19 protein-coding genes are annotated in these 22,749 nt (G+C 61.3%); 10 read left to right on the top strand and 9 right to left on the bottom strand.

All coding sequences use genetic code 11. The features are described from left to right. Positions 1-3 precede the first annotated feature (3 nt). The 5 genes from FBZ99_RS27150 to FBZ99_RS27130 form a co-directional block, all read right to left on the bottom strand. Complete coding sequence (locus FBZ99_RS27150) at positions 4-1,422, bottom strand: aspartate aminotransferase family protein (RefSeq protein ID WP_113330895.1); 1,419 nt, start codon at positions 1,420-1,422, stop codon at positions 4-6. A gap of 20 nt (positions 1,423-1,442) precedes the next feature. Continuing rightward, a complete protein-coding gene (locus tag FBZ99_RS27145) occupies positions 1,443-2,126 on the bottom strand; it encodes an MtnX-like HAD-IB family phosphatase (RefSeq protein ID WP_145635921.1) in 684 nt (227 codons plus the stop codon). Positions 2,127-2,230: 104 nt separating this feature from the next. Then, a complete protein-coding gene (locus FBZ99_RS27140; protein WP_113330897.1) occupies positions 2,231-3,607 on the bottom strand; it encodes a sensor histidine kinase in 1,377 nt (458 codons plus the stop codon). Then, the gene (locus FBZ99_RS27135; protein ID WP_069614823.1) at positions 3,604-4,260 is read right to left on the bottom strand and encodes a response regulator transcription factor; all 657 of its coding nucleotides are present in this window, start codon (positions 4,258-4,260) and stop codon (positions 3,604-3,606) included. Before FBZ99_RS27135 ends, FBZ99_RS27140 begins: the two co-directional genes overlap by 4 nt. Positions 4,261-4,421: 161 nt before the next feature. Beyond that, the gene (locus FBZ99_RS27130; RefSeq protein WP_145635918.1) at positions 4,422-5,831 is read right to left on the bottom strand and encodes an aminotransferase-like domain-containing protein; all 1,410 of its coding nucleotides are present in this window, start codon (positions 5,829-5,831) and stop codon (positions 4,422-4,424) included. 108 nt (positions 5,832-5,939) lie between these two features. Between FBZ99_RS27130 and FBZ99_RS27125 the strand changes: the two genes are divergently transcribed. The 4 genes from FBZ99_RS27125 to FBZ99_RS27110 all read left to right on the top strand — a co-directional run bounded on the left by FBZ99_RS27125 (position 5,940) and on the right by FBZ99_RS27110 (position 9,511). Then, complete coding sequence (locus tag FBZ99_RS27125) at positions 5,940-6,803, top strand: DMT family transporter (RefSeq protein WP_145635915.1); 864 nt, start codon at positions 5,940-5,942, stop codon at positions 6,801-6,803. A gap of 83 nt (positions 6,804-6,886) precedes the next feature. Beyond that, on the top strand, positions 6,887-7,351 hold the full coding sequence (locus tag FBZ99_RS27120) for a nuclear transport factor 2 family protein (protein ID WP_145635911.1): 465 nt from the start codon (positions 6,887-6,889) through the stop codon (positions 7,349-7,351). A gap of 3 nt (positions 7,352-7,354) precedes the next feature. Then, on the top strand, positions 7,355-7,915 hold the full coding sequence (locus FBZ99_RS27115) for a TetR/AcrR family transcriptional regulator (RefSeq protein WP_145635908.1): 561 nt from the start codon (positions 7,355-7,357) through the stop codon (positions 7,913-7,915). Positions 7,916-8,194: 279 nt separating this feature from the next. After that, positions 8,195-9,511, top strand: a complete 1,317-nt coding sequence (locus FBZ99_RS27110) for a glucoamylase family protein (RefSeq protein WP_145635905.1) — start codon at positions 8,195-8,197, stop codon at positions 9,509-9,511. Between the two features lie 562 nt (positions 9,512-10,073). On the opposite strand, the gene FBZ99_RS27100 is transcribed toward FBZ99_RS27110, so the two are convergent. From FBZ99_RS27100 to FBZ99_RS27090, 3 genes are all read right to left on the bottom strand, one after another. Then, positions 10,074-11,063, bottom strand: a complete 990-nt coding sequence (locus FBZ99_RS27100) for an Ldh family oxidoreductase (RefSeq protein WP_145635899.1) — start codon at positions 11,061-11,063, stop codon at positions 10,074-10,076. Between the two features lie 84 nt (positions 11,064-11,147). Continuing rightward, positions 11,148-12,683, bottom strand: a complete 1,536-nt coding sequence (gene amaB, locus FBZ99_RS27095) for an L-piperidine-6-carboxylate dehydrogenase (protein ID WP_145635896.1) — start codon at positions 12,681-12,683, stop codon at positions 11,148-11,150. A gap of 37 nt (positions 12,684-12,720) precedes the next feature. Further along, a complete protein-coding gene (locus FBZ99_RS27090; protein WP_145635893.1) occupies positions 12,721-14,004 on the bottom strand; it encodes an NAD(P)/FAD-dependent oxidoreductase in 1,284 nt (427 codons plus the stop codon). Positions 14,005-14,211: 207 nt separating this feature from the next. On the opposite strand from FBZ99_RS27090, the gene FBZ99_RS27085 reads away from it, so the two are divergent. Both FBZ99_RS27085 and FBZ99_RS27080 read left to right on the top strand, forming a co-directional pair. Next, positions 14,212-14,448, top strand: a complete 237-nt coding sequence (locus tag FBZ99_RS27085) for an Lrp/AsnC ligand binding domain-containing protein (protein WP_015341532.1) — start codon at positions 14,212-14,214, stop codon at positions 14,446-14,448. A 562-nt stretch (positions 14,449-15,010) separates the two neighbouring features. Continuing rightward, entirely contained in the window at positions 15,011-16,213 is a 1,203-nt protein-coding gene (locus tag FBZ99_RS27080) for a glycosyltransferase family 4 protein (protein ID WP_145635890.1), read from the top strand. On the opposite strand, the gene FBZ99_RS27075 is transcribed toward FBZ99_RS27080, so the two are convergent. Further along, positions 16,180-17,034: a glycosyltransferase family 2 protein gene (locus tag FBZ99_RS27075; RefSeq protein WP_145635887.1), complete on the bottom strand. Its 855-nt coding sequence runs from the start codon at positions 17,032-17,034 to the stop codon at positions 16,180-16,182. The genes FBZ99_RS27080 and FBZ99_RS27075 overlap by 34 nt on opposite strands. A gap of 203 nt (positions 17,035-17,237) precedes the next feature. Between FBZ99_RS27075 and FBZ99_RS27070 the strand changes: the two genes are divergently transcribed. The 4 genes from FBZ99_RS27070 to FBZ99_RS27055 all read left to right on the top strand — a co-directional run bounded on the left by FBZ99_RS27070 (position 17,238) and on the right by FBZ99_RS27055 (position 22,675). Next, complete coding sequence (locus FBZ99_RS27070) at positions 17,238-18,737, top strand: lipopolysaccharide biosynthesis protein (RefSeq protein ID WP_246661210.1); 1,500 nt, start codon at positions 17,238-17,240, stop codon at positions 18,735-18,737. 10 nt (positions 18,738-18,747) lie between these two features. After that, positions 18,748-20,538 (top strand): alpha/beta fold hydrolase, encoded by a 1,791-nt coding sequence (locus tag FBZ99_RS27065; protein ID WP_145635879.1) that lies wholly within the window; start codon positions 18,748-18,750, stop codon positions 20,536-20,538. A 63-nt stretch (positions 20,539-20,601) separates the two neighbouring features. Beyond that, positions 20,602-21,270, top strand: a complete 669-nt coding sequence (locus FBZ99_RS27060; RefSeq protein WP_095433066.1) for a response regulator — start codon at positions 20,602-20,604, stop codon at positions 21,268-21,270. Further along, entirely contained in the window at positions 21,260-22,675 is a 1,416-nt protein-coding gene (locus FBZ99_RS27055; protein ID WP_145635877.1) for a sensor histidine kinase, read from the top strand. The genes FBZ99_RS27060 and FBZ99_RS27055 overlap by 11 nt, the downstream gene beginning before the upstream one ends. Positions 22,676-22,749 lie beyond the last annotated feature (74 nt).

The following is a 22,749-nucleotide window of genomic DNA, read 5'->3' as shown; positions in this document are numbered from 1 at the left end:
GTCTTATCTCCGGGCAGCACGCGTCAGAAGCTGATCGAGCAGGGCAAGCGCCAGATCGATCTCTTCGCGGGTGATCAGCAGGTTCGGAGCGAAGGTGATGACGTTCTTGTGATAGCCGCCGACATCGAGCACGAGGCCGTAGGTCCTGCCGCCGACCTGAAGGTCGCCCTTCATGCCTTCGTCGCACATCCAGTCCATCGTCGCCTTGTCCGGCGTGTAGCTGTCGTCCTTGCAGATTTCCATGCGCAGGGCGAGGCCGAGACCGTCGACTTCGCCGACGATGGCATGGCGCTTCTGCAGCTGCTTCAGCCCGTCGAGGAAATGCGCGCCCTTTTCCATGATCGCAGCGCCGAAATCCTGCTCTTCCAGCATCTTCATCGTTTCGAGCGCGACGGCGGTGCCCATCGGATTGCTGGCGAAGGTCGAATGCGTGGAGCCGGGCGGGAAGATTGTCGGGTTGATCAGCTCTTCGCGAGCCCAGACGCCGGAAAGCGGATTGAGGCCGTTGGTGATCGCCTTGCCGAAGATCAGCGCATCCGGCGAAACGCCGAAATGCTCGATCGACCAGAGCTTGCCGGTGCGGTAGACGCCCATCTGGATTTCGTCGACGACGAGCAGGATGCCGTGATCGTCGAGCACCTTCTTCAGTTCGACGAAGAAGTTCATCGGCGGAATGACGTAGCCGCCAGTGCCTTGGATCGGCTCGATATAGAAGGCCGCATATTCGGACTTGCCGGCCTTCGGGTCCCAGACGCCGTTATATTCGCTTTCGAACAGGCGGGCGAATTTCTGGACGCAGTAATGTCCGTATTCTTCCTTCGACATGCCCTTCGGGCCGCGGAAGTAATAGGGGAATTCAACGAACTGTGCACGATCGCCGAAATGGCCGTAGCGGCGGCGATAGCGATAGCTTGACGTGATAGCCGAAGCGCCGAGCGTGCGGCCGTGATAGCCGCCTTCGAAAGCGAACATCAGGCTCTTGCCGCCTGTATAATTGCGCACGAGCTTCAGCGAATCCTCGACGGCCTGCGAGCCGCCGACATTGAAGTGAACGCGACCCTTGTGACCGAACTTACGCTCGGCATCCTGGGCGATCATCGCCGCAAGCTCCACCTTTTCGCGGTGCAGATATTGCGAGGCGACCTGCGGGAGACGGTCGAGCTGGCGATGGGCGGCTTCGTTCAGGCGCTCGTTGCGATAGCCGAAATTGACGGCGGAGTACCACATCTGCAGATCGAGGAACGGCGTGCCGGTCCGATCGTAGACATAGGAGCCTTCGCATTCCTCGAAGAATTTGGGCTTATCCGTGTAGTGAACCGTATCGCCATGAGAGCAATAGAGCTCCTCAAGAGCGCGCAATTCCTCTTCGGAGCGGACGGACTCGGTCTCGCCGCTGAAGGCTTCGGCTACATTCGTTTTCATTCAATGCCTCTCGGTCTGTTTTACGCTGTCTTGAAATGCGGCAGCGTACGGGAGCGTCGCTCGACGCTCGGGAGAACGGCTTCCATCTTTGGAAGCAGGTCGGAAAAGTCTGCGAAACCGACATAGGGAATGCCGTTTTCCTCGCAGTAATCGACAAGCTTGGCCTTGGCGAAAACGAGGTCGACCTTGTCGGAAACACAAAAGTCGCTACGCCCGTCGCCGATATAGACGTGCAGGTCGCTGCTATCGACGACGCGGCATTTGCAGACGCCGGCACCGGATACGCAGCCCGTCGCCGTAAACGGTGGAAACAGCGAATAGGATTCGCGGCCCTGGGAAACGCTGCAGGTCAGCACATTGGCGACGATCGGCAGACCCTCGATGCCGTGACGCGCCAGGATGCGCCGGATGAAATAGTCCACACCATCGCTGACGATCGTGACAGGCAATTCGTCGCGGCGGCAAAAGGACAGGAAACTCTCGAAGCCCGAATCGATCGACAGCGTGTCGAGAAACCGGTCGAGTTCGCCCCGGCTTGCCTGGATGAGAGCGATCTGCCGGCGCATGCATTCACCCGAGCCGATCAGCCCCTGCTTCCACAGCTGTTCGATATCTTCCCACTCGGGGCCGGCGAAACGGGACAACACCATATCCGTCGCGTCTTCGATGGATATGGTTCCATCAAAATCGCAAAACACCTGCATGAAATACCCCTTCGCCTAATCCTAAGTTGCGTCTAACAACCTGAGATGAGCCGGGCATGAGCGGAAAATGATGCGAAAATGAAAAACGACGAGGCGTTGTACTTTTAACTCAAGGGCAATCTTAGATCGACCTGAAGACCGTTACCCAAACGTGAGGTAGAAAGATCGACCGTTGCCGAGAGACGGTCCGCCGTATCCGCAACGATAGCGAGACCAAGGCCGGCCCCTTCCGTGTGAAGCGTGTTGAGGCGATAGAAGCGCTGGAATACCGCTTCCCTCTCGTGCGGCGGGATGCCGGGACCGCTGTCGCTGATGGAAATGCAGCCAAAACCGTCCTCCGAAGCGATCGAAACTTTGATCTCCCCTCCAACGGGCGTGTATTTGATGGCATTGTCGAGCAGATTGGTGACCAGCATGCGTAGCAGCGACTCGTCCGTCCTGACCTGGATCGGCTCGTCCCCTTCGAGCACGACCTCGAGCTCGCGGCTGGTGATGATGTTGCCGAATTCGGCAATGAGCGACGCCATCCAGTGATAGAGCGGTACCGATGTCAGATTGAGGGGATGGTGGCTGACTCTGGCGAGCCGCAGCAGCTGCTCGATCAGATGGATGGTGCGGTTGTTGCTGGCCACGAGATCGGAAATGATCGCCTGCCGCTCGTGATCGCTGTCGCTGTGTTCGAGCATCCGCAAAAGCAGCTTCACGCTCGCCTGGGGTGTGCGCAACTGATGCGCGGCAAGGTCGGAGAAGCGCCGCTCCAGCGTCAGCGACTGGCCGAGCTTCTCCAGAAGCTGATTGATCGACCGGCCAAGCGGCAGCAGATCGCGCGGCAGCTCTTCAACGGGGATAGCCGAGAGATCATCGGGCGATCGCGTGCGGATCTGCCGCACCAGCCCGTGGATGGTGCGCAGACCGCTATTGATGCCGAGCCAGATGAGAAAGCCGATGACCGGCACCAGCATCAGCAGCGGAAAGAACAGATTGAGGAGAATGTTGGAAACGAGCGTTTCTCGAAGCGCGATCTTTTCGCCGAGCTCGATCACGATGGTCGTGTTCGGGATCGGCAGGGAATAGACGCGCCACTCGTCTCCCCCATAGGTCAGCGTGGTGAAGCCAACCTTCTGCTGCGGCACATCGGAGAGAAAGGCCGTGCTGCTGTAGAAGCGGATATTGCCATCGACCCAGGCGCGAAACATGTGCGCATCGGCATAATCATCGGCGTCTTCATTGAAGGCCAGCTGATTGTCCATGTTGAAGTCGATATCGTCGATCTGCTTGGCCGTATGGTCCGGATTCTTCTCCAGCGGGCGGCGCAGCAGGCTCCAGATCACATTCGCATCGTCGATGAGCTGGGCGTCGTAGATATTGTTGATCTCCCGCGTCGCGCTGTTGAAGGCGAAAGCTGCGATCACGACGATCGTCACCACGACGACAGGCGCGATGCGCAGAAACAGCTTGCGGGTAAGCGTGGAATTGTTCATCGCTCGATCATGTAACCGACGCCGCGGATCGACTTGATGAAATCCGTGCCGAGCTTCTTGCGCAGATTGTAGATCGTCACTTCGATCGTGTTGCTCTCGACGGTGTTTTCCGCGTCATAGAGCGCATATTCGATATCGTTCTTCGTCACATATCGGCCGCTGCGCTCCATCAGCAGCTTCAGGAGATGGAATTCCTTCGCCGTGGTATGAACCTGCACATTGCCTTTGCGCGCCACCATGGCGGAGGGATCGACCTCCACGTCGCCGCAGCGGATGACGCTTTCGGTCCGCCCGTCGCGCCGGCGGATGAGCGCGCGCAGCCGCGCCAGCAGCTCGTCGAGATCGAAAGGCTTGACCAGATAGTCGTCGGCGCCTTCATCGAGGCCTTCGACCTTCTGGCGCACGGAATCCATCGCCGTCAGCAGCAGCACGGGCACGGAATTTCCCCGCTGGCGGATGCGCCGCAACACCTCCATGCCGCTCAGCTGCGGCAGATTGATGTCGAGCACGATCGCCGCGAAATGGGAATGCGCCGCCGCCTCGAGGCCGGATTCGCCATCGCGCATCCAGTCGACGCCATAAGCGTGCTTTTCCAGCGCCTTCTTCAGCGATGATCCGAGGATATTGTCGTCTTCAACAAGCAGAACGCGCACGACCAACCTCACTTAGCCGAATATTTCATAGCCGATATCGGCCGCAATTGGAGCGGCGATGTGGCAAAGCTATGACGGATCATTTCCGCCTGGCAAGAGCGCGGGCGTCCTGCATCTTCCGAACAGGTCGAAAACGCTCCGCAATCCACTGGCGGAAAATACTATCTCAGTTTCCGCATGGAGGCCTCCAGCGCCTCGAAGATCCGGGGATCGATCGACTGCGCGACATTGAAGCGCATGAAGCGTCCGGCCGTATCCGAGAGGCTGAAAACATTGCCGGGCGCAAGGACGATGCCTTCGGCAAGGCAGGCACGCGCGACATCGGCGGCATCGAGCCCTTCCGGCAGCCGGCACCATAGAAACATCCCGGCCCGGGGCTTCAGCCAAGGCACGACGCCGATCGCCTCCAGCCGCGTCGACACCTCCGCCAAGGTCTTGGCAAGCCGTACCCGCAGGGCCTCGACATGCCGGCGATAGCTGCCATCCTTCAGCGCGAGATGGACAAGCTCGGCCGACAATTGCCCGCAGCTGAAGCTGCTGGCAACCTTCAGATCGACAAGACCGTCGATCCAATCCCGCCGCGCCGCGATGAAGCCGCAGCGCACCGAGGCCGAAAGCGTCTTTGAAAAGCTGCCGATATGGATCACCCGGTCGAGCCCGTCATAGGCAGCGAGACGTGGCGCCGGAACATCCTCGAAATCGGCGAAGATATCGTCCTCGATGATCGTCAGCCCGGCAGCATCCGCCAGCTTCAGCAGCCGGTGTGCCGTCACGGGCGAGAGCGTCGCACCCGTCGGATTGTGGATGGCTGAATTGGTGATGTAGAGCCGTGGTTTGTGCCGTTCGAGGATCTGCCCGAACAGCTCGACATCCGGCCCCGTGGGCGTGAAAGGTACGGAGACGACATTGGCACGATGCGCCCGCAGGAGCGCATGAAAATTGAAATAGCAGGGATCGTCCACGAGCACGGTATCGCCCGGCTCGAGCAGGAAACGGCAGAGAAGATCGATCGCCTGCGTGCCGGATTCCGTCAGCAAGATCTGATCCGGCGACACCGTGATACCATGTTCGCCAAGGCGCCGGGCGAGCAACTGCCGCAGCGGCGGCAGGCCCAGCGGCGTGCCGTAATTGGCAAGCGTTCCCATGTCTCCACGCGCCAGCGTTCGCATCGCCCTGCGCAACGCCGCCTGCGGCAGCCAGGAGGGTGGAAGCCAGCCGCAGCCGGGCTTCAGGACATCGTCTCCCACCTCCAGCGATTGCCTGGAAATCCAGAGCGGATCGACGTTGCGATCCGATCTTGCTCCGGTCTCGGACAAGGAAAGCGGCGGCAGCGGGCCGCAGACGTAAAATCCGGCACCCGGCCGTGAACGGATCGTGCCCTCTGCGGCAAGCCGCTCATAGGCCTCGACCACGGTTGAAACAGACACCTGCATCGTCTTTGCGAAGCTGCGCACAGAGGGAAGCCGCGCGCCTGGCATCAGGCTGCGAGTGGCGATACGGTCGGAAATCGCAGCCATCACTCCCTCGATGCGCGTGCCGCCGCCTGCGCTTGCCACCAACAGACCATCCATCCGTACCGCCTCTTATACCATAACAGTTCATGAGAATTGTACTGTACCGTCTCTGGCTTGGCCAGACAAATGCGTCGATACCGCGAACATCAAGAAGGAGCATGCGCGATGGACAAGACGACGACAGGATGGATCTATGGTTTGGCGGGAGTGGTCATCTTCAGCGGCTCCCTGCCGGCGACGCGGGTGGCCGTGATGGATTTCGACCCTCTGTTCCTGACAGTTGCCCGAGCCGCAATCGCCGGCCTCCTGGGCCTCGGCCTGCTATTTGCTTTTCGCGAAAAGCGCCCGACCCGCGGCGATATCACCTCGCTCGTCATCGTCGCCCTCGGCTGCGTCGTCGGCTTTCCGCTCTTGACGGCACTGGCGCTAAAGCACGTCACATCGGCCCATTCCATTGTCTTCATCGGCTTGCTGCCGCTGGCAACCGCCATCTTCGGCGTGATGCGCGGCGGCGAGCGGCCACGCCCGGCCTTCTGGATATTCTCCATCCTCGGCAGTGCGCTAGTCTGCGGCTATGCGCTTGCGCAAGGCGTGTCGGCCTCGCCTGTCGGCGACCTCCTGATGCTTGCAGCCGTGATCATCTGCGGCCTTGGCTATGCCGAAGGTGCGGTCCTCTCGCGCCGGCTGGGCGGCTGGCAGGTCATCTGCTGGGCTCTGGTCCTGTCCCTGCCCGTCACCGTCGCGCTCTGCTTCATGACTATGCCGCACAGCATTGACGGCATCGGCGGTCCTGCCTGGCTCGGCCTCCTCTATGTCTCGCTCTTCAGCATGCTGATCGGCTTCATCTTCTGGTATCGCGGGCTCGCCCAGGGCGGCATTGCAGCTGTCGGCCAGCTGCAATTCCTGCAGCCCTTCTTCGGCTTCGCGCTTGCCGCAGCCCTCCTCAAGGAAAGCGTCAGCTGGTCGATGCTCGTCGTGACCCTGGCCGTCGTCGCCTGCGTCGCCGGAGCGCGAAAATTCGCCCATTGAGTCCATCACCCGGCAAATCGCGGTGCTTGACCTTCTAAACCGATCAGTCTATTAACGACAAATCGGTTTAGAAGGAGCACATCATGCCGACCCCACTCGTCCCGCCTTTCACCCGCGAAACCGCCATCGCCAAGGTCCGCATGGCAGAGGATGGCTGGAACAGCCGCGATCCGGAACGCGTCTCCAAGGTCTATACGGAAGACAGCCAGTGGCGGAACCGCGCCGAATTCCCGCGCGGCCGCAAGGAAATCGTCGAATTCCTGACGCGCAAATGGGCACGTGAACTGGACTATCGGCTGATCAAGGAACTCTGGGCCTTCGAGGGCAATCGCATCGCCGTGCGCTTTGCCTATGAATGGCATGACGACAGCGGCCATTGGTTCCGCTCATACGGCAATGAGAACTGGGAATTCGATGCCGACGGCCTGATGCGGCGCCGTTTCGCCTCCATCAACGACATGCCGATCAAAGAAGAGGACCGGAAATTCCACTGGCCGCTCGGCCGCCGTCCGGACGATCATCCCGGCCTCTCCGACCTCGGCCTTTGAGAGGTGCGTACCGTCTTCGAAAGATCCGATGCCATCGCCCTCGTTGCCGAAGTCTTCCGCGAACTCGGCTACGAAGGTGCGTCGATGAGCGAGATCACCGCCCGCACGAAATTGTCGAAAGGCAGCCTCTATCACTTCTTTCCGGGCGGCAAGGAAGAAATGGCGGCGGAGATCATGGCCAATATCGATGCCTGGTTCGTGACGGAGATGTTCAAGCCGCTGGAAGAGGGCGAGCCACGGTCAGCGATTGCCCGCATGTGGGAGACGACAGACAGCTATTTCCGCTCCGGCCGCCGGGTCTGCCTGATTGGCGCCTTCGCGCTCGATGAAACGCGCGATCGCTTTTCCACCGCTATACGTAACTATTTCCATCGCTGGGTCGAAGCGCTTGCCGGCGCTCTGCTCAGGGCCGGAGCGCCAGGCACCGAGGCGAAAATGCTCGCCGAAGAGGCCGTCATCGGCATACAGGGCGCTTTGACCCTTGCCAGAGCCCTTGGGGATGAGGCAGTGTTTGGCAGAACCTTGGCGCGGCTGAAGCGACGGCTGGAAACGGCGCTCGGCTAAACCGTTTCATCGACACGAATCACCACATAGCCAATGCTTCGCCCCTTTTCGAACAGGCTCGCGCCGACCGCTATTCGTGCGCTTCTGCTGGCGATATCGCCGAAAATCACCTGGAAAGGACATCTTCAAGCCCTCAGGGCTGGGGATGACCACCTCAACAACCCACTGATATTAAAGAATCCTCCACAAAAGTATGTCATCGTTAATCATGTTTGATTTGCAACTATCCAAGCTCCTATGTTCAGCAGGGAATGGGAGCATCGAGGAGATGGATAGAAGATGCTGCAGCAGGTAACTGAAACCGACGACGCGCTGATCGACCGATTGCAACGTTCGGCCTTCGACTATTTCATGCTTTACACCAATCCGGAAAACGGACTGGTGGCGGATACGTCGATCAAGACGAGCCATTGCAGCATTGCCGCGGTCGGCTTTGCGCTGTCGAGCTATCCGGTCGCCGTCGAGCGTGGCTGGATTAGCCGTGCCGATGCGGCCAAACGGGTGCTGGCCGCCCTCGATTTCTTCGCCGACAGCCAGCAGGGCACCGAGCGTGGCGCCACCGGCCATCGCGGCTTCTACTATCACTTCCTTTATATGGAAACTGGCAAGCGCGCCTGGAACAGTGAGCTTTCGACGATCGACACGGGCCTGTTGCTGCTCGGCGTGCTGACCGCAGCCGCTTATTTCACCGGAAACAGCCAGGTCGAGCGCGATCTCCGCAAGCAGGCGAAATTCCTCTATGAGCGCTGCGACTGGCATTGGGCCTTGAACAAGGGCCAGACCATCAGCATGGGCTGGAAGCCGGCCAGCGGTTTCCTGCGCTGGCGCTACCAGGGTTATGACGAGGCGATCTTCCTCTATGTGCTGGCGCTCGGCTCGCCCACGCATCCCGTCCCGCCATCAAGCTACGACGCCTTTGCCTCGACCTACACCTGGATGATGTTCAAGGACACGCCCTTCCTCTATGCCGGGCCGCTGTTCATCCACCTCTTCTCGCATGCCTGGATCGATTTTCGTGGCATCCGCGACAAGCATGTCGCCGACAAGGACATCGATTATTTCCGCAATACGCAAACGGCGATATCAGTGCAGCGCGACTATACCGAGCGCAATCCTGGCCATTTTGTCGGCTATACGAAGGATATCTGGGGCCTTTCCGCCTGCGACGGCCCGAACCCGACAGGCACCAAGCACAGCCTGCGCTATGCTCCGAAGGTCTTCGGCTATGCCGCCCGCGGCGCCCCGCTCGGTCCCGACGACGGCACCATCGCCCCATGGGGACCGCTGTCCTGCCTCGCGTTCGACCGCCAGGCTGCACTCGACGGCACGCGGGCGCTGCTTTCGACCTATCCCAACCTGCTGCTCGACGGCCGTTTCCCCGGCGGCTTCAATCCGAGCGTCAAAGGCCCCGGCCCGGAAGGATGGGTGGACGACCGCTCCGTCGCCATCGACCAGGGCCTGCTGGTCATGATGATCGAAAACGCCCGTACCGGCATGATCTGGAACCTGATGCGGCAATCGCCGATCCTCCGCACCGGCCTGGAGCGCGCCGGCTTTACCGGCGGCTGGCTGAACGAGAAGCCGGCCATCGCGTGAGAGCGGATCGAGGGTGGCAGTCAGGCGTCTCCGTCAATGTCGTGACGATGTGCCTGGCCCCTCACCCTAGCCCTCTCCCCGCAGGCGGGACGAGGGGACGATAGAGCCAGCCAACTAGAGCCGTTTCGCTTTTCTTCGAATCGCGAAATGCTCTATCTCTTTGTTCTCTCGCAATTCCGGACGGAAAACCGCTACGCACTTTTCCTGGAATTGCTTGCCTCTCATCCGTGTAGCGCGCTGCTTTGCGCGATAACTCCCTCGCCCCGCTTCTGGCAGGGTATCCCATATGAGCGGAAATCGCCGCTGTCCCCCTTCTCCCCAGCGGGGAGAAGGTGCCGCCAGGCGGATGAGGGGGTGCCCGCCAAGACCACAAAAATCCATGAATTCAAATCGATAACCCCCTCATCCGACCCTTCGGGCCACCTTCTCCCCAAGGGGAGAAGGAGCTTATGGTGCTCGTCCGCCTCCATATGCGATAGCCCTGCCGCGAGCGGGGAGAGGGCTGGGGTGAGGGGCCGTGCACAAGAGCAAGACCAAAACACACACTTACCCGACCATCGCCTCAAAGCCTCTCGATCACCGCGATCACCTCGTCCTCGACAGTAATCCCCTCCGTCAGCGCAAGACGCCGCGAACTCTGCCCGCGCCGACCCGGCAGGCGGACATTCGGATCGCGGGTGATTTCACCCGCCAGCAAAGCCAGCCGTTGTGCCGTATCGGCAGCACTCGTCGCCGCCGGATTGATCGCGATGATCGTTTGGCCGAGCGCCGGCGGAGCGCCTTTGTCGTCGAAGAGCGAGGAAGCCTCGAAGGCGTAGTTCGCACCGGTCAGGCCCGCGGCCAGAATTTCGACCATGAGGGCAAGTGCCGCACCCTTGGCATCGCCGGCCGGGATCATGGTGCCGGCCAAGGCTTCTTCGGCATCCGTGGTCGGCCTCCCCTCGCGGTCGAAAGCCCAGTCAGCCGGGATCGGGGCACCCTGTTGCCGCGCCGCCATCACCTTGCCACGCGCCACCTTCGACAGCGCCAGGTCGATGACAACAGGCTCCTCGCCGGGCAGCGGCGCAGCGAAAGCAATCGGATTGGTGCCGAAAACCGGTGTCTTGCCGCCCCAGGGCGCCATCGAGGCCGGCGCATTGGCGACCATCAGCGCCACCAGACCCTGATCGGCAAAACGCTCCACCGTCAGGCCCATGACACCGGCATGATGGGAGCGGCTGATGGCGGCAAGCGCAATCCCCTGTTCGCGGGCGACGGCCGGAAGCTCGGCAACGGCAAGATCGAGCGCGGGATAGGCATAGCCATTGCCGGCATCGATGCGCAGCACGGCGGGAAAAGGTCGGCTAAGCTGCGGCCTGGCAAAACCGTCGGTCTTGCCGACCTTGGCCTGGCCGGCATAGGCAGGGACGCGGCGCAGACCATGACCACCCTGCCCGGCAGCCTCCGCCGCGACAAGCGCGACAGCCACAGAACGGGCATTCTCGGCACTGACCTTGTTTCGCTGCAAAGCCTCCATGACCAGTGTTTCGGCTTCGGCAAGCGACAGATACATGGGACAAGACCTTGAAAACACATGGGAAGACAAGAGCTTTCTACGCCTTCATCCTCTCCATCGCAATGCAGCAAGGCTCTCGCGCTACTCGACGTCGAACTTGACACCCTGGGCCAGCGGCAGCGTCCGGCCATAATTGATCGTGTTGGTCGCTCGACGCATATAGGCCTTCCAGGCATCCGAGCCGGATTCGCGGCCGCCACCCGTCTCCTTCTCGCCGCCGAATGCGCCACCGATCTCGGCACCGGAGGGGCCAAGATTGACGTTGGCAATGCCGCAATCCGATCCGCGAGCTGAGACGAAGGTTTCGGCTTCCCTCATGTCATTGGTGAAGATCGAGGAAGACAGGCCTTGCGGCACAGCATTATGCAGCGCCAGCGCCTTGTCGAAATCGCTGTACTTCATGACATAGAGGATCGGCGCAAAGGTTTCCTGCTCGACCGGACCTGTCTGTTCCGGCATTTCGACGAGAGCCGGTCGAACATAGAAGGCATCGGCTGAGCCGCTTTCAATGCGTTCACCGCCTGTCACCTTGCCGCCGGCCGCCTTCGCAGCTTCAAGCGCTGCCTGCATGCGGTCGAAAGCCTGCTTATCGATCAGCGGTCCAACCAGAGTACCGGCTTCAAGCGGATTTCCTATCGTGACCGAACCATAAGCCTTCTGCAGGCGCGGCACGAGCTGGTCGTAGACGCTTTCATGAACGAAAAGGCGGCGCAGCGTCGTGCAGCGCTGGCCGGCCGTGCCCATGGCGGAAAAGGCAACGCCACGCAGGGTGAGATCGAGATCGGCCGTCGGGCAGACGATTGCGGCATTGTTGCCGCCGAGTTCGAGGATGGCGCGGGCGAAACGGCCGGCCAGACGCGGGCCGACCGCACGGCCCATGGCCGTCGAGCCGGTTGCCGAAACCAACGGCACTTGGCGATGATCGACCAACGACTCGCCAAGATCGCGGCCGCCGATCAGCAGCGTCGAAAGATTGGTAGGCGCGTCGCCACCCTCGGCGACGTAACGCTTCAGCGCCTTTTCGAATAGAGCTTGCACGGCAAGCGCCGTCAGCGGCGTCTTTTCCGATGGCTTCCAGATAGTGGAATTGCCGCAGACAATGGCAAGCGCCGCATTCCACGACCAGACGGCAACGGGGAAATTGAAGGCCGAGATGATGCCGATCGCGCCCAGCGGATGCCAGCTTTCCATCATCCGGTGCTCGGAGCGCTCGGTGGCGATGGTGAGGCCGTAGAGCTGGCGCGAGAGACCGACGGCGAAATCGCAAATATCGATCATCTCCTGGACTTCGCCGAGGCCCTCGGAGGTGATCTTGCCCACTTCGATCGAGACGAGACGCCCAAGGGCCGCCTTGCCGGCGCGCAACTCTTCACCAAGCAGGCGGATCAGCTCACCACGCTTTGGCGCCGGCACGTTGCGCCAAGACAGAAACGCGTCGTGTGCCGCCGCGATCGCAGCCTTCGCCTCGTCAGTCGAATGCTCCTTCAGCCGGCCGATCTCGGCACCGGTTACAGGTGAGGTAACGGCAAGCGTTCCGCCGGTGTAGCGATCGGCTGAGACGCCAAGCTCCGTCAGTATTGCCTTGGTTTCGGCAGCAAGATCTGATGTCGCGGTCATCTTGTTTCCTCTTCCCGTAATGCCGGTTCAGTTATTTTTAGACTCTGGCGCCGACGAAATGCGCGGCCTGGGCGCCAGCCTCGTACCACATTTCCTTCGCCGCCCTGAAGCTCGGCTCGACGACATCGGTCACCGGCAGCGGCAGATCGGCCTCGGAAATCTGTCCGAGAATGTGGCTGGCCAAAACCTTGCCGAACACGGTTCCTGGCGCGATGCCACGGCCGTTATAACCGGAGAAGCCGACGACATTCTGGTCCAGCTTGTGGAAGCGCGGCAGCGCGTTGTCGGTCATGCCGATCTTGCCATACCATTCGCATTCGAAAGGAATATCGCCAAGCTGCGGAAAGAGTTTTCTGATCGAACGCCGAGCCCAGCTCTTGTGAATGGCAAGACCTGTATTGCGCAGCGCCCCGACGCTGCCGAATACGAGCCGTCCGGCCTGGTCCATACGGAAGGACGAGAGCACTTCCTTGGTATCCCAGGCGCCTTCACGCCCCGGCAGCACGGATTTGCGCAAGTTGTCGCCAAGCGGGACGGTGGCGAAATTGAAATAGGGCAGATGCACCTGTTCGTTCCGAACCTTTTCCCACGGGCCGGTGCTATAGGCGTCCGTGGCCACCACGATCCAGTCGGCGCTGACCTTGCCGCCATCAGTCGAAACCACCCATTTCGCACCGCTTCTTTCAGTCGATGTCACCCGGCTACCGGTGTGAATGGTAGCGCCAGCCTTCACTACGGCATGGGCAAGGCCGCGCGCATAGGCAAGCGGCTGCAGGGTACCGGCGCGCATGTCGAGCAGCGCCCCGGTGTAGGCCGAGCTGCCGACGCGGCGCTCCGTTTCCCGCGCATCCAATACCGTGACCGGCGCACCGCGCTTTTCCCACTGCCGGGCGCGCTCCTCAATTTCCTTCAGCCCTTCCGGCCCAACAGCGCAATGCAGTGTGCCGTTGCGTTCCAGTTCGCAGGCGATGCCATGCTTGTCGATCAGCTCCATGACCAGCTTCGGCCCATTGCCGAGGAGATCGAGCAGCCGCTCGCCATGAACGGGACCGAGTTCGCCGGGCAGGTCGTCCGGCATCACCCACATGCCGGCATTGATGAGGCCGACATTGCGCCCGGCGCCGCCGAAGCCGATTTCATTGGCTTCCAGCAGCACGACATTCGTGCCGGCTTCCGCCAGATGCAGCGCCGTCGAAAGACCGGTATAGCCGCCACCGACGACCACGACATCGGCATTGATATCACCGGAAAGCGGCTTGGTTGCCGGCGGTGGGGGAGCGGTCTTTTCCCAAAGACCGTGGGAGCGCGGGTCATTCAGCATGAAATCGGTCCAATCGACAGAGATAATCGCGCCAATCTAGCGCCATGCTCGAAATTGCGGAAGCGGCAAGAGCGACATCCGATGGACATGGCATGATGCCAAAAAATCATCGGCTCTGGAGAAAAACTTGCATGGCGAAGGCGCTTTCGACCATGATAGAGAAAAGCCGGCCGCTATGGCGGCGGCAGACAGAAGCAGGACATTCTCATGAAGCCCATTTTCGTTCAGCTCCAATGCGCTCCCGGCAAGACCTATGAGGTCGCCGATGCGATCTACCAGACGGAGCTGGTTTCGGAACTGTATTCCACCAGCGGCGACTACGACCTGCTGATGAAGGTCTACATCGCCGAGGAGCAGGATATCGGCAAGTTCATCAACGACCACATCGCCAATATCCCGGGCATCGTCCGCTCGCTGACGACGCTGACCTTCCGAGCGTTTTGAGAGGCTTGGACTCGGATCGCAATTGAAGTCACATTCGCGGGATTGCCCCTCACTCCCGCCCTCTCCCCGCTTGCGGCAGGGCTATCGCATATGGAGGCGGACGAGCACCATAAGCTTCTTCTCCCCTTGGGGAGAAGGTGGCCCGAAGGGTCGGATGAGGGGGTTATCGATTTGAATTCATGGATTTTGGTGGTCTTGGCAGGCACCCCCTCATCCGCCTGTCGGCACCTTCTCCCCGCTGGGGAGAAGGAGGACGGCGGCGATCTCCGCTCATATGCGATACCCCTGCCGCAAGCGGGGAGAGGGCTAGGGTGAGGGGCAGGTCACAGGAGCAACCGACAATCATGGTGTCGCGCCACCGCACATTCACCAGACAAGCTCCTCCCACTCCGCAAGTCGGCCCGACATTAACCCTCTTGTCCGAAACCGCTCGGCTTTCTGCGCAGAATTAAACCCTTTTTAACCGACCCGATGATCTGCTTTTGCCGACTGATCAACGGGCGGCGCGCTGCAGCGCCGGATTGCCGGTGCATGGCGCGGCATAGGGGTCGAGGGTGGATCGATGACATCGGCTGTTGCGGATATTCAGGCAAACAAGCAGGCCGGGCCGCTGATCGTGCATGTCGTGCGTCAGTTCCTGCCGAACAAGGGCGGCCTTGAAGATGTCGTTGCCAATCTGTGCCGCCAGCTGGTTTCTCGCGGCTATCGCGTGCGCGTCGTTACCTGCAACAGCCTGTTTTCCGATCCCGACCGCCAACTGCCTGAAGGCGAAACGATCGACGGCATCGAAATCGTCCGCATTCCCTGGTCCGGCTCCAGCCGATATCCGCTGGCGCCCAAGGTTTTCCGCCATCTGGCCGATGCTGACCTCGTTCATGTCCACGCCGTCGATTTCTTCTTCGATGCGCTGGCCTGGGGCAAGCTGATGCACGGACGGCCCATGGTCGCCACCACCCATGGCGGCTTCTTCCACACGCAGAAATATGCGGCCATCAAGAAGGTCTGGTTCAACACGGCAACGCGGCTTTCCGCGCTCGGTTATGCCTCTCTCATCTGCTGCAGCCAGTCCGACGCGCGGCTCTTTGCGCAGATTGCCGAAAGCCGCGTCCACCTGATCGAAAACGGCGCCGATGTCGGCAAGTTTTCCAATTGCGCCGCTTTGGAAGCACGTCGCCGCATCGTCACGATAGGCCGTTTCTCGATCAACAAGCGGCTCGATCACCTGCTCGACGTCATGAAGGTGCTGGCAGGCCGCCATGAGGACTGGCATCTCGACATTATCGGCGCCGAATCGGATCTCGACCGGGCAACGCTGGAAAAGGAAATTGCCGTTCGCAATCTGGAGCGTAACGTCGCGCTGCATGTCTCGATCGACGAAGGCTCGATCCGCAACATCATCGCCCGCGCATCGCTCTTCGCCTCGGCCTCCGAGTACGAAGGCTTCGGTCTCGTGGCGATCGAAGCGATGAGCGCCGGCCTGCTGCCGGTGCTGAACGCCAACGAAGCCTATAAGGCGATGGCCGAAACCCACCCGGCCCTCATGCTCTCGGATTTCTCCAATCCGGAAGCTGCCGCCGATGCGCTGACCGCCGCCTTTGAGCGTCTACAGGGCGACGACCTGAGCCTGCGACAGGAGCTATTGCGCGATGCCCGCGCCTATGCCTGGGACGAGGTCGCCCAGCGCTATATGGATATCTATGCGGAAACCCTGACGCCGAAAGGCAAGTCGCCTCAGTTCCTGCGCCAGCGCGGCCAGGCGGCGTAACCTTCCAGAATGCCCACCAGCCAGGCGCGCTTGTAGCGGGCCGCATCAAGGTTGAATCGTGCCAGCGCCGCCAGCCAGCCGGCGACCGGGCGAAACAGGCGATAGCTGACATAATACAAGGGAAAGGCCTGCTTGCGCATCAGCGCGCCGAAGCCACGCCCATATTTGCGCGCACGCTCCACCTGCCGCGGCCCGTATTCGCTCGTGACCTGATCGTGATGGACGATGAGCTCGGGAAAGAACATCGCTTGTCTGCCGGCGCCAAGCGCGCGAAGCAGGAAATCCGCCTCTTCGCCGCTCTGGAACGGCGATTCCGAGCCGACGCCGAGATCCTCGTCGAAACCACCGATATCGGCCAGGGCCGCACGGCGCACGAAGATGCCATTGGAATTGCCGCACCTCAGATAGTTCCACCGGGTCAGGGCAAGCCGCGTCTCACCCGTCGGGCTGACGGAGGCAAGACCTTGGGCATCAAGCGTTCGGCCGGTGACGATCGCGAGGTCGGGATGCTCGGCAAACAAAGTCGCGGCCATCGAAAGCGTGTCGGCCTCGTACCAGCAGTCATCGTCGGGAAAACAGACGTAATCACCCTCCGCAACCGCCATGCCTTTGTTGCGCGCCCGCGAAAGTCCCTTCGGCGAACGGACGTGACGAATGAGGAAGGAGGGGGAAAAGCGGTCGATAAGCTCGCGCAACCGGTCGTCGAGGTTCTGATCGACGACGATGACCTCGAAATCCTTATGACTCTGCCCCACCAGCGAACGGAATAGCCGCTCCAGCTGATCGAAACGATCGATCGTGCAGACGATAAGGCTGAACAATGAAACCCTCCGCACAAGCCCTAGAGCGGCCAATATCAGAGAGAAAGAATATTAGCCGAAGTAAAAAATGAACTTAGCGCAGCATTAAACCCTAAATATTAAGGCATATGAAATAGAGCTGACGCTATCCCCACGAAAAGCCGGACATGTGCGGTAGGTTCCGGCAATTTGAGGAACGGTCTATCTTCATGACGAAGAGCATAATGGCAAATTCGGTTTTGAACGCGGCGGCGGGATTGACCCTGCTTGCGACCGGCTTTGCATGTTCGATCATAGCGGCGCGCCTGCTGGGGCCTGAGGCCAATGGCATCATCGCCTTTTCTCTGTGGCTGACGACGACGGGAGCACTGATCGCCGAGCTCGGCGCCGGCGTTACCCTGCTGCGCATTCTGCCCCAGCTGAAGGGGAACGGCTATTCTACCGAAGAACGGCTTGGTTTTGCCGCGTATCTTCTGCAGCCGACGATTCTCGCAACCGTGATCCTGCTTGCAGGCTACGCCGCCTATTATTGGGATACGGAGCGGCTGCATTGGGCGGGCGATGCATCTGAAGTCATTGTCATCACGGGCGTATTCTTCGCTCTTCAGTCTCTCGGCGCCTACAGCAAGAACTATCTGATCGGCGAGCAGCAAGTCGGCGCGTTCCTGCGCATCACCATAATAAGTTCGGCACTGCAGCTCGTTACCGTCCTTGCAGGAGCGATCTTCTTCGGCGTCAGCGGCGCGCTCGCCGGTTATGCGATTGGGCAGCTGCCGATGTTCATCGCGACGCTCCGGATTGCGATCGCGCGCAAGAACAGCTGCGGCGTCGGCCTTTCCGCTCTCATCGGCTCGTCGCTCATCCTCTCGATCGAACTCATCAACAGCTCGATTTTTCTCAATCGTATCGAACTCGTCTTCCTGCAGCGCTACTGGGGCATCGAAGCGGTCGGCTTTTATGCCGTCGGCCTGTCGCTCGCCAATCTCGCACTGCAGCTGCCCGTACAATTAAGCGGCAGCCTTCTGCCCTATTATTCCGAACAGATGCATGCGCGGGCATCGGACAAGCTGCCGGTCGAGGTCTTTGCCGGCGTGGCGCGCAGCATAGCCTATATCACCCTGCCGATGAGCTTCGGACTTGCCGCCATTTCGCCGGAGCTTGTCGTGACGATCTTCGGCCCGGCCTTTGCGCCGAGCGGCGGCATGGTGGCGCTGCTGTCCCTGACCGCGGTGCCCTATGTCTTCATGCAGATTTGCACGCAATATCTTTATTCGCTGGATCGCGTGCGCGAACGCACCGTCCTCGGCGTCATCGCCAGCGTCATCATGGTCATCGGCTGCGTCATCGCCGTACCCTTTTTCGGAGGGGAGGGTGCGGCGCTGGTTCGTCTGCTCGCCTTTGTCGCCCTGTGCCTGATGACGGTACGCCGCATGGAATTCGAAGGATCGACGGGCGGCATGCTCATCAACCTTGCAAAAGTTACGGTTGCTGCCATTCTATGCGCGGTTGCAGCCTATGGTTTCGTTCAGGCGCTGACCGGTGTCGCAGGTCTCGTGGGCGCCATCATCGCCGGCGCTCTGGCTTATGGCATTGCGCTCAGAATGCTGAAAGCCGTTCCAGCCGAAGATATCGAGGTCATGCAGAAGATCGCGACGCGGTTGCCTGCACGTATCAATCCGATTGCCACTCAGGCTCTGGCTCTCTTAGCGCCGCGCCGAATGTGAGGAGACTAGCATGGCTGGTTGGGGAGCCGCCGAGGAAAAAGACAAAGGAAGGCAGTCAAGATCGGCAGCGGCTCCGGTAACCTTCGCCGGAACGGTCGGCCTGTTCACATCGGCCATGGCACCTTCGCGCAACACCGCCGCCCTGTTTCTCAGCCCCTGGGGCTTCGAGGAAATGTGCGTGCGCAAGTTCTGGCGGATTCTGGCGGAAGATCTCGCCGATATCGGCATAGCCAGCCTCCGCTTCGATTATATCGGCACGGGTGATGCGCTTGACCTGGCCGATGAAGGCGAAGGTCTGGAGCCGTGGCATGAAACCGCTCTCGCGGCGGCGGCAAAGCTGAAGGCGCTTTCCGGCTGCGAGCGGTTGATTCTCGTCAGCCAGGGGCTTGGCGGAACCATTGCCGCCACGCTCGCCGAACGGCTTGACGGCATTGACGGCGTCGCCTTTCTTGCACCGGTCGTTTCAGGCCGCGCCTATCTTCGCGAACTGACCGTCTGGTCGAAGATGATCGATGAAAGCATGGGGCTTTCCGAAGCGCAGCGTCAGACCGAGGGCGTCACCGTCGCCAGCCTGCGCATGCCCGATAGCGCCGCTGATGCGGTCAGGAAGCTGAACCTCATGACGCTTGATCGACTGGCCACGCCGAATTGCTTGATACTGACACGCCCGGGCCGCCCGGGAGACGACGATTTCGCGCGTCATCTCGAAACGCTCGCCCCCCGGGTCACGCAGGCCTCCTATGATGGTTACGACGATCTCGTCTCGAACCCGACCATCGCCACCATGCCGACGGCGGCCCGCCGGAAAATAGCCGAATGGGTGCGGTCGATCGCCGGCAACACCACTGAAATCGCATCGCCCGATCTTACGCCGCCGGTCCCGGAATCTCTCATCGGCGAAGGCTTTCGCGAGACGTCGCTGCGTTTCGGCGCGGACAATCGACTGTTCGGCATTCTCTGCGAGCCGCAGGGTGCCCGAACGGGCGCGACCGCACTGCTCCTGACGACAGCCTATGACCGACATGCGGGCTGGGGCCGGATGTCGGTCACCATGGCGCGTGCGCTTGCCCGGGACGGCATTGCCTCGCTGCGTTTCGATACGGCCAATGTCGGCGACAGCCCACCGCTTTCCGGGGCACCCGAGCAGGTGCTCTATTCCCGCGACCAGCATCTCGATGTTATTGAGGCATTGGACTTTCTGGAGAAGCGGGGCTTGCTGCCAGCCTATGTGGTAGGACGCTGCAGCGGCGGCTATCTCGCCTTTCAGGCAGCGTTACGCGATGTGCGCTGCCGCGGCCTCATCACGGTCAATCCCTACAGCTTCCATTGGGATGAGAGCCGATCGGTCGATGAAGCGCTGCGCTTCGCTCCCCGATCGCTCGAAACCTACGGGCGCAAGCTCCTGCAGATGGAAACGCTGAAGCGGCTCTTCGGCGGCCAGATCGATGCAAGGAGCGCCATATGCAACATGGCGACCGGGCTCGGACGGCGGGTGATACGAACGGCTCGCCACCTGCTCGGTACGTTCCCCATCTTTGCTGCGGCTCAAGGACCTGTGCTGGGTGGTTTCCGAACGCTTACCAAACGCGGCGTCGACATGTCCCTGATCTACAGCGCCCATGATATCGGCCTCGATCACCTGCATGACGAGTTCGGCGAAAACGGCGCGGGCCTGAAGCATTTTCCGGACATACGCCTCACCATCATTCCCGAAGCCGACCACAATCTGACCCCGCCCTATGCGCGCAAGGTCTATCTGAGGGAGGTCCGTGAGATGGGCCTAAGGCTCGCCAGCCGGTGATCCACTGTCTGGAAAACCGCGGGAATTGTTCGCCATATCCGACACTTGCTGTATAGTCGCTTCATGAGGCTCCTGATCGTCGAAGACAACCGCGAACTGGCGTCCTGGCTCGGCAAGGCGCTGCGTCAGGCGCAGTATGTCGTCGACATCGCTTATGATGGCGAGGATGCCGAGCACATGCTGAAAGTGGCGGCCTACGCCATCGTCATCCTCGATCTGTCGCTACCGAAAATGGACGGGCTGACGCTGCTCAAGCGGCTGCGCCAGAGCGGCAATAAGGTGCCTGTCATCATCCTGACGGCCAATGCCAGTCTCGACGGCCGGGTCGCCGGCCTCGACAGCGGCGCCGACGACTACCTCGCCAAGCCTTTCGAGATTGCCGAGCTGGAAGCCCGCATACGCGCGGCCGTCCGCCGCGGCCACGATCGCGCCGCGCCGGAGATCGCCGTCGGCGACTTGGTGTTCGATGGCGGTACGCGGCAATTCTATCTGGCCGGCGAATCGCTGGCGCTGACGCCGCGCGAACATGCCGTGCTCGAACATCTCGTCATGAAAGCCGGCACGACCGTCACCAAGGCGACGCTTTCGGAAAGCGTCTTCGGCTTCGACGACCTCGCCGACACCAGCGCCATCGAGATCTATGTGCATCGCGTCCGAAAGAAGCTCGAAGGCAGCTCCGTGCAGATCGCGACACTGCGCGGCTTGGGCTACCTCCTCCGCCATGCACAATGACGAGACGTCTCCATCCAAAGGCCTTGTAAGCCGCGCCTTGAGCGGGGTAGCCAGTAGTCTTCGCGCGCAGCTGTTTGCCTGGGTCGTGTTGACCCTGATCGGCGCGATCTGCATCAACCTTTATCTAAGTTTCCGTTCGGCCGATGCGACGGCCGATCTTGTCACCGATCGCACGCTCCTCGCCTCGGCCCGCGTCATCGCGGAAGCGACGCATGTCGACGGCAGCGGCACCGTGCAGATCGATATCCCTCCAGCAGCGCTGGAAATGTTCGACACCGGCTATGGCGACCGCGTCTTCTATCAGGTGGTCACGGCGTGGGGGAACCTCATCGCCGGTTTTCCCGATCTGCCACGACCGAAACGGGATTTTAGCGGCGAGGACATGACATTTCGGACCGATGGCGTCCGCGTACTCATGCTGAGCCACCCGGTTGTTGGCCTTGATCAGGACAGCACGATTTCCGTCACCGTTGCCGTTACCCATAACAGCCAGTATGCCATGCGCCGCAGGCTGTGGCTGTCGGATTTCACCAAACAGCTCGCGCTTGTCCTGCTTGCCGGGCTGGTGACCATCATCGGCCTGCAGCGCGGCCTTGCCCCTGTACTGCGCCTGCGCGACGCCGTGCGCGAGCGCGGCCGCCAGCGCCTCGATCCGCTGGATCCACACATGGTGCAGAATGAGCTTCGGCCGCTCGTCCACGCCCTCAACGATCATATGGAGCGGGTGCAGAACCAGATGGCGGCGCAGCGTCGCTTCGTCTCGAATGCCGCTCACCAGCTGCGGACACCGCTCGCCCTGATCTCGACGCAGGCAAGCTTTGCTGCCCGTGAAACCGACAATGTCAGGCGCGACGAGGCTCTGACGGCATTGCGGTCCAGCACCCGGCAGGTGACGCGGCTTGCCAGCCAGCTCCTGACGCTTTCACGCGCTGAGCCCGGCAGCCGCCGGCCACGAAGCGATACGATCGATCTGGCGGAAACGGCCCGGCGCGTGCTGGAAACGCTCGCCGAGGAAGCCCTGCGGCGCAATATCGACCTTGGGCTCGAGGCGGATGAAACGGCGGTCCATATCGAAGGCGACGGCACCATGCTGCGCGAAATGCTGGTCAATCTCGTCGACAATGCGCTCCGCTACACGCAGCCGGGCGGCCGCGTGACGGTCGGCGTCGGCCGGGAAGGCGATACGGCCCTGTTATGGGTCGAGGACAACGGACCGGGCATCCCGGAAGCCGAACGCACCCAGGTTTTCGAACGCTTCTATCGCATCATGGGCACCGAGCCGGAGGGCAGCGGCCTCGGCCTCGCCATCGTCCGCGAAGTCGTCGATGGCGCCGGCGGCTCGGTCACGCTTGGCGACGCATCCGGCGGCGGGCTGCTGGTCAGCGTGCGGCTGCCGGCTGTTTGAAAGTGCGGCGGCGCTGATGGCGGGATAGTCCCCTCTCCCCGCAAGCGGCAGGGGTATTGCATATGAGCGGAGAT

This window comes from Rhizobium sp. ERR 1071 (assembly GCF_007828675.1).
GTDB lineage: Bacteria > Pseudomonadota > Alphaproteobacteria > Rhizobiales > Rhizobiaceae > Rhizobium > Rhizobium dioscoreae.
This window is presented reverse-complemented; position numbering and strand designations above follow the sequence as displayed.